We start from the raw sequence: 13,574 nt of genomic DNA, 5'->3' as shown, positions 1-13,574 counted from the left end.
ATCTTTATTCCTCTTCTTGTGAAGCTATCATGTTACTAGAAAAATATGCTTCTAATTCCTTCAATGTGGCAGGGTTAGTTTCTAAATCTTTAACTATCTCTCCTTTTTCTAACACAACTATGCGTTCGCAAACATCAGTAACATGCATTAAATCGTGACTAGAGATTAAAATGGTTACCCCTTGTTTTTCTGCCAAATCCTTCAAGACTTGCTTTAAGCGAATTTGTGTTGTAGGGTCTAGATTAGCAAACGGCTCATCTAGAATAATCACATCTGGGTTTCCAATTAAAGCGGCTACAATACCAGCTTTCTTTTGATTACCCTTACTTAAATCTCTTAGATATTTCTTTTTACCTATAATTTCTCCATTAAAGAAATCTTCAAATTTAGACGTAAGCGCATCCACATCTGCCTTGTTCTGACCTCTTAAATCGCCAATGAAGTAAAAGTATTCTTCTGGAGTTAAGTAACCAATTAAAAAACTTTCGTCAATAAAGGAGGATGTAAATGGTTTCCAATCTTCACTCTCATCTACAACAACGCTATTATTTGTAATATTTCCGGTTGTTGGCTTTATAAGATCTAATAATAAACTAAAGTAAGTGGTTTTACCTGCTCCATTATTTCCTACTAATCCGAAACTTTGACCTTTAGGTATACTTAATTCTTCTACTTTTAAAACAATTGTTCCATTATATGCTTTTGTGATGTCTTTTGTATATATCATGATGTATTCTATTATTAATTATCTTGACTAAAAGCGTCAATCATTTTATATTTTGAGTCTAAGTAACGTTTTGTAATCTTTTTCATTAATTTTTTATGAAGTACAATACCTGTAATACCCATTAATATAAGTACGGCAATACCCACTTCAAAACCAACCAACCAATTGAGCAAAGCGAATATTAGCATTGGTAGTATCATTAACGGTAATCCAATAATCCATTGCACAGCTCCAGTGCCTTGATAATTAAATGCAGCTCGTTGATTCAGGTCTATTTTCTTTCGATTAAACGAACCACCATAGAGCATTACATGCGAGTTAATACCAATATTATATATGGCTGCAGCAAAATGTGCGACTAATATTTTCCAACCAAAATATACATATGGAATACTGAGTACAAACATAATTCCTACGCTTAGTACCATTAAAATAAATTTAGATCGCAGATACTGTTCGTATTTGATATTTTGGCTCATAAGCATCTTGTAATAGCCGCTGTCCCAAGCCGGAATAAACTGGCCAAAATTGATTAGAAAAATACCTGTAACAAATATGCCTATAAAAGGAAATAACCAAACCATTTCTCTATACATAGGTTGTGGATAGAAAAATAATCCATATAACAAACCAATAACCATAATAAATACCGATGATTTTGTGCGCTTATTTCTCCAGATTAATTTTAAGTCTAATTGCATAAAAGGTGCAATATTCCCAAAACGCTTCGTCCATGATAAGTCTGCCGCTTTTACTTCGGTAACTTTTGATTTTAATGAGCTATCTAAGAAGAGTTTTTCTCTAAGAATTTTAAAATTATACCAATAGCAAAGCAATAAAATAGCTATTGGAATAAGTATTAATATGGGACTATTTGCAACGGCTAATAAAGCGTCTCCGATGGCTGATTTTATTGGTAGTACGTTAAAATAATCTAAAGCATATAAAGTTCCTACAACTATTATTAAAGGTAGAAATGATAGTTCGGTCTCTGCAGACAATGCTTCAATAATAAAATTTAGAAAATTTATAATTAAGACAACAATGATCATTGTGAACATCCACGTTAAAATCATAGCTGCTGAATAACCCTGAGTAATGAGTACAATACTGAACGGTATTATTGCAAATAAGGGTAAAAAATTAAAAAAAGATAGCGCTGATTTCCCTAAAACATAATGCACAACCGTAGAACGCTTAATAGGTAATGTCAATAAGGGTTTTACACTCATTACAGGTAGTTTCTGCAGAAAGAAGCGCATCATGAGGTCTACCATGATCCAGAAAAATAAAAACCCGTTAGCAATAATGAAAGGGTCTTGATCTGGATAGATCTTTTTAAGTATAGGAAATAATCCAAACCCTAAGGCTAAAAATACAACGATAAAATACAAAGCAAAAAACACCATAAGTATGTTTAATGCTAAGTTTTTTTGCCAATAAGATGAACGGAAATATTGTTTCCATTCTAAATTAATAAAATGCTTTATCATAGCGTTTTCGGTTAGTTTTTTCTATTAGTAAACATAATTGTTAATTTGTTACAAACAAATATAAGTTTATATCTCCGCTTCCTTATTTTTGCACAAAAAATATTGTAATGGCACAATTTCATTCACTACACATAAAATCAGTAGATAAAATAACTGAGCAATCTGTTGCTCTTACTTTTGACGTACCCGAGCGCTTAAAAGACTCATTTTTGTTTAAAGCTGGTCAGTATATTACTTTAAAGACAACCATAAATGGTGAAGATGTTCGTAGAGATTATTCTATATGTTCGTCACAAAGTAGCGGAGAACTCACTGTAGCTGTTAAAGCAGTTGAAAACGGAATGTTTTCAGTTTATGCAAACAAAAACTTAAAACCAGGTGATAGTTTGGAGGTTGCAGAACCTAATGGTCGTTTTATATTTGAAGCTAATGAGGCGAAAACAAGAACTATAGCTGCGTTTGCTGCTGGAAGCGGTATTACTCCTGTTCTAAGCATTGCTAAAACACTTTTAGAAGACGAGCCTTATAGCAATTTTATTTTGGTTTATGGAAATAAGTCCGTTAAAGACGCCATGTTTTTTAAAGACTTAATGGCATTAAAAAATACATATGGTAATCGCCTGCATGTACATTTTATTTATAGCCAATCTAGAGAAGAAGATGCTTTATTTGGGCGTATAGAAAAAAGTACGGTTAATCTGATAGTAAAGAATAAATATAAGGACGTTACTATTGAAAAATTCTATTTGTGCGGACCAGAACAAATGATTCATACCGTGAAAGATGTATTAGTTGAAAATGGTGTAAAAGAAAAAGCTATATTATTTGAATTATTTACTGCTCCGGTTGAAGCTGAAAGTGATTCTAACACTGAAGTGCCATCCGGAAATTCAAAAATTAAAGTTCTCGTTGATGACGAAGACTTTGAATTTGAAATGTCTAAAGAACAATCAATTCTAGAAGCTACGTTAAAGCAAGATATTGACGCCCCATATTCTTGTCAAGGTGGTATTTGCAGTAGTTGTATTGCAAGAATAACTGAAGGTGAAGCTAAAATGCGTCAGAATAATATTTTAACCGATAATGAAGTTGCTGAAGGATTAGTATTGACATGCCAGGCACATCCAACATCTTCAATTGTTGTGGTAGATTATGACGATGTTTAAATCTTAATGTTTTTTTCTGAAATAACTTTATTCACTTTTGAAATAATTTTGCTTACAAGAATACTTCCTGCCGCATTTTCATAACCCTGTGGATACTTATTACCATAGACAGACGTTGGTATTAACGGATATGCTTCTCTATCTGCAACTAAAGCAAAATCTTTTGGTTGGTTAAAAGGTTCAAAACCAGCATAAGGATGTGTTACGCCCCAAATTGTAATCACTTTATTTCCTAGCATTGCAGCTAAATGCGCATTACCAGAATCCATAGACAACATCACATCTAAGTTCGATATTAATGCAAGTTCGTCTTCAAAGTTAAATTTTCCTGCTATGGAGATTACATTCTTGAATTTACTTTCGATTTTATTTAAAAGCTTAGCCTCACTTTTTCCACCACCAAATAAAATAATAGTATTATCCTTTGAAAGCTCTGCAATCACCCTATCCATTTTTTCTAATGGATACATTTTACTCTTATGCGCCGCAAATGGTGCAATACCAATTATTTTATTTGGTGGTGGAATAAGCTTTTTTAATTCTGAAGATAGGTTTGCTTTTGTCGGAAATATTGGTTGTGATAAGTCAACAGCATATCCTAAAGCATCAAATACATCAGCATAGCGTTGATGAGTAGTTTTTAGTTGTTCAAATCTTTTGCCAGAAATAAGAGATGTCTTTTCACTTCTACCCTTATCTATTTGAATAACTTTTTTACCAGTAAAAAAGAACTTTAAAATTTTACTCCGCATTACATTATGTAAATCAGCTACAACATTGAATTTTAAAGCTTTTAATTCTTTTGATAATCTATAAAGGCCAAAAAGACCTTCGTGCTTTCCTTTTAAGTCCGCTTCAAAAACAGTAACATTTTTTAATTCATTAAAGAAGGGTTTAAAAAATGCTCTTGTTACAACAGTAATCTTTAAATCAGGATATTGATTGGTTAATGCTCGTAACACAGGAACTGTCATAGCTACATCTCCCATGGCGGAAAATCGAATGACTAGTATGTGGTTTGGGTTTGGCATTTATTTTCAGAATGCGAGATCCTGAAACGCGTTCAGGATGACAAATTATTTTTGCCCTCTTAAAACCGGGTTTAACTCATCATCATTGTACATTTTCATCTGCTTATAAACTTTCATGTACTTATCTCCATTTGCAATGTCATTTAGCAAATCATCAATAGCTGTACTTAGATCTTTTCTTTGCTCTAACAATACATCTAACTTTTTCTGGCATGTAGCTCTATGAGCATCTGAAGCGTCGTCTCTGACTGTTTCTAAATGCATATGATAAATCTTAAGCGCCAAAATAGATAATCTGTCTATTGCCCAAGCAGGACTTTCAGAATTGATTTTTGCATTAGGTTTTACCTCGACATTATTATATTTTTCTAAGAAGTAACTATCTATATATTCAACTGTATCAGTTCTGTCTTGATTAGAAGCATCAATCTTTCTTTTAAGTTTTAATGCGGCAACCGGATCTATGTTCGGGTCTCTGATAATATCTTCGTAAGCCCATTGTACTGTATCAATCCAACATTTCCTGTACAATAAATGTGCGATTAAATCATCGTTTTTATCATACTTATTAATAAAGGATTGATCAACCGTATTTAATACTTTATATGTCTTAATAACGTCTTGAAAAATGGAATTGGCTTTGTCTGAAAACATTTTGAAAAAATTTAGAATATGCAAATATAGTTTGAATTATTAACTTAGCCATTCATCTAAACACGCATCTATGTATATTCATAACCTCTCAGATACACCCTCAATATTAAATACATTTATTTCAGAAATACGAGATAAAACAATTCAAAAAGACAGTATGCGTTTTAGACGAAATATTGAAAGAATCGGTGAAATATTGGGGTATGAAATGAGTAAATCGCTCAACTTTAATGCTTATGAAATCGAAACTCCTTTAGGAACTTTCAACACCAAATTACTAAGCAATGATATCGTTCTTTGTTCAATTCTAAGAGCTGGGGTACCATTACATAATGGACTGCTTAATTATTTTGATACTGCAGAAAACGCATTTATTTCTGCTTACAGACAGCACAAGCACAATCCTGAAAGTTTTGAAATTATAGTTGAATATTTGGCTTGTCCAAGTTTAGAAGGTAAAACGTTGATACTTGCAGATCCTATGCTGGCAACAGGACAATCTATGGTTGCTACTTATGAAGCTTTAAAGCCTTTTGGAAATCCTAAAGAAATTCATTTGGTTAGTGTTATTGGAGCACAAAAAGGGGTAGATTTTGTTAAAAATAATTTTGACTCTAATTCACATTTATGGATAGCTTCAATAGACAAAATCTTAAACGTTAATGGTTATATTATTCCTGGATTGGGTGACGCTGGTGATTTAGCTTTTGGAAATAAATTACAGAACTAGACTAAGAATAGGTACTATAATAAATAAGGCAACAAAAATTTCTTTGAACCAGCGTTCCGATATGGCCTCAATATAATTCGCCATAATTATTGAGAAAGGAGCAAATAAAAATATAAATTCACTACCATTTTTATTTGGTGATATTATAGCGACTAATATAGCTATAACAGAAGCACATGCTATTATAAAATATGAAGGCCTTAGTTTTTTACTCTTATCAGGAAATATTCTAAAATAATAAATGAGAGTCCAAACAAATGAGGTGAACAAGACCGTGAATTTCAATATGCTTTCTTTCGCGTTATAAGGCGTATAATCTAAACTGGCTGATCTGCTGAAGTTTGCAGGTTGTATATAAACATCGTGAAAAATTATATTGTAGATGAGAAGTAAGATTAACACTGTAACTAGGCCAAATAGAGGAATTATAGTGTTTTTTATATCGTTCTGGGAATAATAAATTAAAGCCACAATAACTAGAGAGAAAAACAGGATAGACCAGAAATAAAATAAAGCTGATAATGCTATCCAAAAACCTGCATCATATAACTTCTTTTTAATATGAAATTTTGAATGCATGCTTATTAATCTTCTTAGAGCAAAGACAATAAATAGGTTTGAAAATAATAAATCAGAATATTTTAATGCCTCAGGAAACATGCCAAACAACAAGCCAAATGTCATAATAGCATAACTGTTTTTCTGAGTAAGATTATTTTTAGAAATGATAAAATCGAGAACAAATACCAAAAATAAAGTCACAAAGAGCTTTAGAAAGTGCTCAACTGTAGTATTAAATTCTATAAATAAGGTGGAATAATTGGTTATTACAAAAAGTAAAATGATAAAAACTGCAACGAGGATGAAGTTTATGGGTTTAGATTTACTAAAAATGCTTGTAATCATTAACTCTTTTTGTATTTTTGCTCTGTAAATTTAAAAAGTTATGAAGGATTTCTTTTACGGAATAGAAGATTTATTTGTAGGTGTCTTATTTGCACCTTTTGATGCCTTAAGAGCATTAGAGTTAGAAAGTTGGTTTGCTGCTAATACAATTTCATGGATATTTATGCTTATTGGTTTTGTTGCATTTGTATATTGGATGATGAAATTAGGAGAATACAACTCTAATAATGAGGAAGATAAAAGTGTGACAGCACATTCTTATCTATAAGTCAAAACCTATATCCTTTCTATAATACATCTTATCAAAACATAATAAATTTATGCTTTGATAAGATTTTTTTATGGCTTCTTCGTAACTATTCCCGTAAGAAGTCACAGCCATAACACGGCCGCCAGAAGTTACAATTTTTTCGTTTTCTGATTTTGAACCTGCGTGAAAAACTATAGACTCAGAGATGTTTTCTAATCCGAATATTTCTTTTCCTTTTTCATAAGCCTCTGGGTAACCACCTGAGACCAACATAACGGTTGTTGCAGCACGATTATCTATATCAATGTCTACTTTTGATAAAGTTTGATTAGACATTGCCTTAAAAATTTTCACAATGTCCGTTTTAAGTCTTGGAAGTACCACTTCCGTTTCTGGATCACCCATTCTTACGTTATACTCAATAACCTTCGGATCATCACCGACTTTTATAAGACCAATAAATATAAAACCAACATATGGTAAGTTATCTTTTTTCAACCCTTCGACCGTAGGTTTTACAATTCTGTTTTCAATCTTATTCAGAAACTCTTCAGTTGCAAAAGGCACTGGAGATACCGCACCCATACCACCTGTGTTCAACCCTATATCACCTTCACCAATTCTTTTATAGTCTTTAGCTGTAGGTAATATTTTATAATCGTTACCATCAGTTAGCACAAAACAACTTAATTCTATACCGTCTAAGAATTCTTCTATTACTACTTTAGTACTTGCATCACCAAATTTCGCATCAACCAACATGTTTTTTAATTCTGTTTTTGCTTCATTAAGATTATCTAATATCAATACGCCCTTTCCAGCAGCAAGCCCGTCTGCCTTTAGCACATAAGGCGGTTTTAAAGTTTCTAAAAACTTATAGCCTTCTTCAACATTGTCCTTCTTAAAACTCTGATAAGCCGCGGTTGGAATATTATGACGCTTCATAAATTCTTTAGCAAATTCTTTACTACCTTCTAATTCCGCTGCTGCTTTTTGAGGTCCGATAACTGCCACATTCTTTAAATCTAAATCGTTTAAAAAGAAATCGTGTATGCCTTGTACCAAAGGATCTTCCGGGCCAACGATGACTATGTCTATTTTATTAGTGATTACAGCGCTTTTAATAGCTTCAAAATCTGTAACTCCTATATCTAAATTTGTAGCTAGAGCCTTAGTACCCGAATTTCCTGGTGCTACAAAAAGCTTTGAGCAATGTTTGCTTTGTGCAATTTTCCATGCAAATGTATGTTCTCTTCCTCCAGATCCAAGTACTAAAATATTCATGATTAAATTTTCTTTGGGCAAAAATAATTGGTTTTAAGTTGAAAAAACAATTAATTTACAGAAACCTTAATTGCTCTATTTATCTTGAGACTTTTTGATTTTTCTCTTAAAATAAATGGCTTTGACATTGACAAAGCCAAAATAGAACTTGCTAAAATTCAAGAAAAAGATGATTTAACATTCTCAAAATATATTAAGGACCAAAAAAAGGAAATTATATCCTATCATTTGCAAAATAATCCATTTTATAAATCATTTGGAAGATCCATAAACAATGAGGACTGGAATTCTGTCCCAATTCTAACTAAACGCCATTTGCAGTGCCCCATTTCACAACGGTTAAGTGCTGGTTATACGTCAAAAAATGTTTATCTTAATAAAACTTCTGGTAGTTCTGGAGATCCTTTTGTATTTGCAAAAGACAAATGGTGCCATGCAATGACCTGGGCAGAAATTACAAATCGATTTTCTTGGTATAATATTGATTTCAATACTTCTAAACAGGCCCGTTTTTATGGTATTCCATTAGACAAAAAAGGCTATTATAAGGAGCGCTTAAAAGATTGTTTCAGTAATCGGTACAGGTTTTCTGTATTTGATCTTAGTGACCAAGCTTTTGAAAAAGTGTTAGATAAATTTAAGTGCACTTCTTTTAACTTTATAAACGGTTATACGAGTCCTATTGTACAATTTGCTAAATTTTTAAATAGACACAATATCATTTTAAAAGATGCCTGTCCATCTCTTAAGGTGTGTATTGTAACTTCTGAAATGTTATTTGATGACGATAGGGCTTTAATGCAACATCAGTTTGGAGTGCCTTTAGTTAATGAATATGGTGCTTCTGAATTAGATTTGATTGCTTTTGAAAATAAAGACAACCTTTGGCAAGCAAATAGTGAGACACTTTATGTCGAAGTGATAGACGAAAACAACAATGTGTTAGAATATGGTAAAGAAGGCCGAATAGTAATCACCTCGCTTTACAATAAAGCACACCCATTTATTCGCTATGATATTGGTGATATTGGTTCCTTGTCAGTGACTAGTACCGATAGATTACCCATACTTGAAAAGCTTTCTGGAAGAACCAATGACATAGCAATACTTCCAAGCGGTAAAAAAGCAGCAGGCTTAACTTTTTATTACATTACTAAAAGTATTATTGAGGACGATGGCAACGTAACAGAATTTATAATTGAACAAGTTGCTTTAAATCATTTTAAAATATATTACGTGAGTCTGAAAGAATTAATACCTGAGAAAAAAGAATTTATTACTAAAGAAATGAAGCACTATTTAGAGCCTGGAATTAAGGTTAGTTTCCTAAGAGAGGACAAACTGGTTAGAAGTAAATCGGGTAAATTAAAGCAATTTATTTCTCGCTTATAGTCTTTACCAATCGTTGTTTTATTATAAGTTGCTCATAAAAAAATTCTACCATTAAAAATGCCGATTTAAAAAATGACAAGCCTAAACCTTTTCTGTAAACATTAAAATTGTGCTTAATTAAATTGGTTTTATTAGATGATAATGAGCCTTCAGAAATACGATAATAAGCAATAGTCTCTTCTATGCCTATTGCTGGTTTTTCACTTCTTTTTAGAGCTTCTAACCAAAGCAACCAATCTTGCCTTTTCTTTAGGTCTTTGGTATAGATTTTTCCAAGGTTTTTGCAGTTATAAATCCCTGTTGAATTCCCTATATAATTGGCTTTTAATAGCTTCTTATAAGATAACCTAGGAAGGGCTTGTACCTTCTTATGGAGTGGCCTACCTTTTGAATCAATATGTTCGTAACTACCAAAGCAGATATCAGTAGTATCCGATTCTAAGATTTTTACTTGTTTTTCCAATTTATTTTTTTCCCATAAGTCGTCAGCATCTAAAAATGCAATATAACTTCCATTGGCATTTTTTGTTCCTAAATTTCTAGCTTCTGCGGCACCTTTATTTTTTTTTTTACTAAATAGGTGTATTCTACCATCGTTTGGCTGAAGTGACTCTACTATACTTTTTGTATCGTCATTGGAGGCATCATCGACCAATAAAAGTTCCCAGTTTTTATAAGTTTGGTTTAATACGCTTTCTATTGTTTCTGTAATAACAGCTTGGTTATTATACATTGGTGTTATTACAGAAACTAATGGTTGCATTTATTTAATAGGCTTTATCTTCACCTTTAACAATATTGATGAACGTCTGAAAAATAATTTTTAAATCTAAAAGTAACGACCAATTCTCAATGTAGAAAATATCGTATTTCACTCGGCCAATAATATCTTTATCTGTTTCAACTTCTCCTCTAAAACCACTTGTTTGAGCCAGCCCAGTAATCCCAGGTTTTACAAAATGACGCACCATAAATTTGTCAATACGTTTGGCATACATATCAGTATGACTTACCATATGTGGTCTTGGGCCAACTACTGACATACTACCAAATAATACATTAAAAAACTGCGGCAACTCATCAATACTGGTTTTTCTAATAAATTTACCTATTTTAGTTACCCTTTGATCATTTTTTGTAGCTTGATATAGGTGGGCTTTCTCATTTGGAGTCATTGATCGAAACTTATAACAATCAAATTCCCTGTAATTAAAACCATTTCTTGATTGCTTAAAAAATACTGGCCCTTTAGACTCTAACTTTATCAATATAGCAATTAACGGTGTTAACCAAGATAGAATGAAAACAATAACTAAGATAGAAAATATAATATCAAAGCCACGTTTAATAATGGTGTTTACAGAATCTTCTAACGGAATTGTTCTTAAGGTTAGGATTGGAATGTAATCGTAATACTCATATCGAAGCCTTTTTGAATAAATCTCCCTACTATCTGGTATAAACTTTAAAATCTTAAGGTTATTATCGGCAAAATCTACAATGTCTGCAATCTGAGAATTGGTGAGTTCAGAGATAGAACAATATATCTCGTCGACTTTCTCATTTAAAATATATTCAAAACACTCATTAAGAGCATTCTCTTTATTATTAAAGTTATAGGTCTTCTTATGTAAATAGCCATATTCAGGGTTTTTATTGAAAAAATTCTCTAAAGCTAATGTCTTGTTGTTTAAACCTACAATTACTGTTGACCTATAATTTCCACCAAATGAAACCCTATATTTCTGTAATAAATAATAAACTGTAAATTTTAAAATAGTTATGAATAAAAAGCATGCTAAAGTATATTTAACTATTGGTCTAGGATATATTTTCATCTCATGGTAAAGTCCAGAGAATGCAAATACAAAAAGTAAAAATAGAATTGATTGTTTTAATAATAGAGATAAAATATTTACTGGCCTTGTATACCTATATACCTCATAAAACCTAGAATAAACAGATAATAAAACCCATCCAATTGATATAAATATTGCAAAAACAAGTAGGTCTTTAGCATCTAACAAATAAAGAATAGCCACAACATTAATGACACTTAAGTCAATTAAGTATGAAATAGGTCTTAAGTAGCCTGAATATCTTCCGTGTTTAAATAAGCTCAAATTACTCTTCAATATTGAAATTAATCCATGTAAAACAGGAATTTAAGTTGATTTAATTTATAAACCAAAAAAGTGACTTTAATTCCTTAAAAAAAATAAAAACGCGATTTACTTTACTTTGTGATATAAAAATACCCAATACTTTCTTTTAACGGTTCTCCTATGGCATTTAATAACATAGAGTCTCTGAAATAATCTGCAATGACTAATATATATTATATATTAAACGAGGAAGTGCATCTGCATCTTGTGGCAAGGCTAAAACTAAAAATATCACAAAAACTCAAATCCTTTGCTACAGAGAGGTGTTAAATTTTAATCCAAAAGCTTTAATATTTTACTCAAAAACAACACCTGAATTAGTATGTTTACTTATATTATTAGTAATTAGAGAGTTTTTTGGTTTTACTCTTTATTACTTCTTTTATTTTGGGAAAATCTGTTCTTTGAAATATGCAATTCATAATCACAAATAAAAACACGCCTCTATGTACCCACAAAAAAGATTCAGTAATGAAAATCATTACCATTAAAAAATAAAACATGAGCATAAAAAAAGACTTTGCTTTAAAAGATTTCTTAAATCCTAGGCCTAAAATTACTAATAGTGTTAGCAGCCCAAATATTCCTAACTCTGAAAGAATCTGAGCATACATATTATGATAATTATACCTATGAAAACCATAATATGTGTTAAAAGCAAGGTGTCTTTCGCTTAAATTTTTTCTAGATGCAAATAAACCAAATCCTTTCCAAAAAATCCCATCTTCTTCAATTTGTCCTTTTAAATTTCTTAGTTGAAGTAACCTAATAGATGTTCCTGTCCATGGATAGACCCTATTAAACTTTTCTCTATTAATAACTTCTTCAAGATTAGTCGTGGATTCAATAAGTATTCGGTTTACAATTTCACGAGACGCAAATGAAAGCACCACAATTGTAACTAAAAGCACTCCTATTGTTTTTTTAGATTTTAAAGCTCGTATCCCTTTATAAATAAAAAAGTATATAAGGTTCCCTAAAAGAAAAACAGCAATTGTGGATTTTGATGATAATAATAAAATAAGTACTCCTAAAAATAAAAGACCAAAATAATCAAAACGTTTTTTTATTTGTTTAGACAGTAAAAAGAAGTAGCTTAATGTATAAAACACCGAAACATAAATAGCATTAAGATCTAAAACCTGAACAAAATCATGGTATGTAAACACCGTTGCATTTCCATTCTTAAAATAGTTTACAAATGCCAGTACTAAGAAAAAGAAGCCTAATAAAATGTTAGATATAGTAAATCCATTTAGAACAGTTTGAAATGATCTAAATGTAAATCTTGGAATAATACTGAATATTAGAGGTAATAACACAAACAAAAAAAGTCTTCCTAATCCTTTTAGTGTCAATGCTTGGTCAACTGTCCAAAAATAAGATGCACAACACAACACATAAAGTAACATACATAGTGATAGTAAGGGTGTTAATTCAAACTTAATTTTGTTTTTTAATGCATATCGAATCGCAAACAAACAAAATAAAACCATGGCAATACTACTTGGCGCATAACCTACTAAAAGTGTTGAAAGTGTTAACGCAAGTAAGTAATTTAAAAAATCCTTATGATTAATTACAGATTCTATTTTACTTTTTACACTCATAAAAAAAGTTTAAATATGCTTTATTTATAATGTCCCAACTAAAATGTTTCTCAATATCATTAAAACAGTTTTCAACCATGTCTAAATGCTCTGTTTTAGAAAGGTTATCTAAATATTCTTGAACCTCATTTACGGTTTTAAAATAAAAGGCGTTGTTTTTTAAAAT

At 31.2% G+C, this 13,574-nt stretch carries 13 protein-coding genes and 1 pseudogene; 4 read left to right on the top strand and 10 right to left on the bottom strand.

The features are described 5' to 3' along the window. Window positions 1-4: 4 nt before the first annotated feature. The gene (locus ACTG3Y_RS06395; RefSeq protein ID WP_439152094.1) at window positions 5-727 is read right to left on the bottom strand and encodes an ABC transporter ATP-binding protein; all 723 of its coding nucleotides are present in this window, start codon (window positions 725-727) and stop codon (window positions 5-7) included. Between the two features lie 14 nt (window positions 728-741). Continuing rightward, window positions 742-2,220, bottom strand: a complete 1,479-nt coding sequence (locus ACTG3Y_RS06390; RefSeq protein ID WP_439152093.1) for a DUF5687 family protein — start codon at window positions 2,218-2,220, stop codon at window positions 742-744. Between the two features lie 107 nt (window positions 2,221-2,327). Here ACTG3Y_RS06390 and ACTG3Y_RS06385 point away from each other — a divergent pair, with 107 nt between their 5' ends. Beyond that, the gene (locus ACTG3Y_RS06385) at window positions 2,328-3,386 is read left to right on the top strand and encodes a 2Fe-2S iron-sulfur cluster-binding protein (RefSeq protein WP_439152092.1); all 1,059 of its coding nucleotides are present in this window, start codon (window positions 2,328-2,330) and stop codon (window positions 3,384-3,386) included. Here ACTG3Y_RS06385 and ACTG3Y_RS06380 read toward each other — a convergent pair. Together ACTG3Y_RS06380 and ACTG3Y_RS06375 are read right to left on the bottom strand one after the other, a co-directional pair. After that, window positions 3,383-4,417 carry a glycosyltransferase family 9 protein gene (locus ACTG3Y_RS06380; protein WP_439152091.1) on the bottom strand — a complete coding sequence of 345 codons (1,035 nt, stop codon included), beginning with the start codon at window positions 4,415-4,417 and terminating at the stop codon, window positions 3,383-3,385. The two genes, ACTG3Y_RS06385 and ACTG3Y_RS06380, sit on opposite strands and share 4 nt — an antisense overlap. A 45-nt stretch (window positions 4,418-4,462) precedes the next feature. Next, entirely contained in the window at window positions 4,463-5,071 is a 609-nt protein-coding gene (locus ACTG3Y_RS06375) for a DUF4254 domain-containing protein (protein ID WP_439152090.1), read from the bottom strand. 70 nt (window positions 5,072-5,141) lie between these two features. Between ACTG3Y_RS06375 and upp the strand changes: the two genes are divergently transcribed. Then, window positions 5,142-5,801, top strand: a complete 660-nt coding sequence (upp, locus tag ACTG3Y_RS06370) for a uracil phosphoribosyltransferase (protein WP_439152089.1) — start codon at window positions 5,142-5,144, stop codon at window positions 5,799-5,801. On the opposite strand, the gene ACTG3Y_RS06365 is transcribed toward upp, so the two are convergent. Continuing rightward, window positions 5,790-6,707, bottom strand: a complete 918-nt coding sequence (locus tag ACTG3Y_RS06365; RefSeq protein ID WP_439152088.1) for a DUF6427 family protein — start codon at window positions 6,705-6,707, stop codon at window positions 5,790-5,792. The two genes, upp and ACTG3Y_RS06365, sit on opposite strands and share 12 nt — an antisense overlap. Window positions 6,708-6,747: 40 nt before the next feature. On the opposite strand from ACTG3Y_RS06365, the gene ACTG3Y_RS06360 reads away from it, so the two are divergent. Next, entirely contained in the window at window positions 6,748-6,975 is a 228-nt protein-coding gene (locus tag ACTG3Y_RS06360; protein WP_439152087.1) for a DUF6341 family protein, read from the top strand. On the opposite strand, the gene purD is transcribed toward ACTG3Y_RS06360, so the two are convergent. Next, window positions 6,970-8,241 (bottom strand): phosphoribosylamine--glycine ligase, encoded by a 1,272-nt coding sequence (gene purD / locus ACTG3Y_RS06355; protein ID WP_439152086.1) that lies wholly within the window; start codon window positions 8,239-8,241, stop codon window positions 6,970-6,972. The two genes, ACTG3Y_RS06360 and purD, sit on opposite strands and share 6 nt — an antisense overlap. 84 nt (window positions 8,242-8,325) lie before the next feature. Between purD and ACTG3Y_RS06350 the strand changes: the two genes are divergently transcribed. Further along, on the top strand, window positions 8,326-9,633 hold the full coding sequence (locus ACTG3Y_RS06350; protein WP_439152085.1) for a phenylacetate--CoA ligase family protein: 1,308 nt from the start codon (window positions 8,326-8,328) through the stop codon (window positions 9,631-9,633). Here ACTG3Y_RS06350 and ACTG3Y_RS06345 read toward each other — a convergent pair. The 4 genes and pseudogenes from ACTG3Y_RS06345 to ACTG3Y_RS06330 form a co-directional block, all read right to left on the bottom strand. After that, window positions 9,617-10,396 (bottom strand): glycosyltransferase family 2 protein, encoded by a 780-nt coding sequence (locus tag ACTG3Y_RS06345; RefSeq protein ID WP_439152084.1) that lies wholly within the window; start codon window positions 10,394-10,396, stop codon window positions 9,617-9,619. The genes ACTG3Y_RS06350 and ACTG3Y_RS06345 overlap by 17 nt on opposite strands. Before the next feature lie 4 nt (window positions 10,397-10,400). Continuing rightward, window positions 10,401-11,756 carry an undecaprenyl-phosphate glucose phosphotransferase gene (locus ACTG3Y_RS06340; RefSeq protein WP_439152083.1) on the bottom strand — a complete coding sequence of 452 codons (1,356 nt, stop codon included), beginning with the start codon at window positions 11,754-11,756 and terminating at the stop codon, window positions 10,401-10,403. A 380-nt stretch (window positions 11,757-12,136) separates the two neighbouring features. Beyond that, entirely contained in the window at window positions 12,137-13,408 is a 1,272-nt protein-coding gene (locus ACTG3Y_RS06335; protein ID WP_439152082.1) for an O-antigen ligase family protein, read from the bottom strand. Continuing rightward, window positions 13,392-13,574, bottom strand: a pseudogene (locus tag ACTG3Y_RS06330) (DUF1972 domain-containing protein); the annotation flags it as partial. The gene ACTG3Y_RS06335 and the pseudogene ACTG3Y_RS06330, both read right to left, overlap by 17 nt.

It is taken from the genome of Winogradskyella sp. (assembly GCF_965656915.1).
GTDB lineage: Bacteria > Bacteroidota > Bacteroidia > Flavobacteriales > Flavobacteriaceae > Winogradskyella.
The sequence above is the reverse complement of the archived record's forward strand: the minus strand, read 5'-3'. Positions and strand labels throughout refer to the sequence as shown.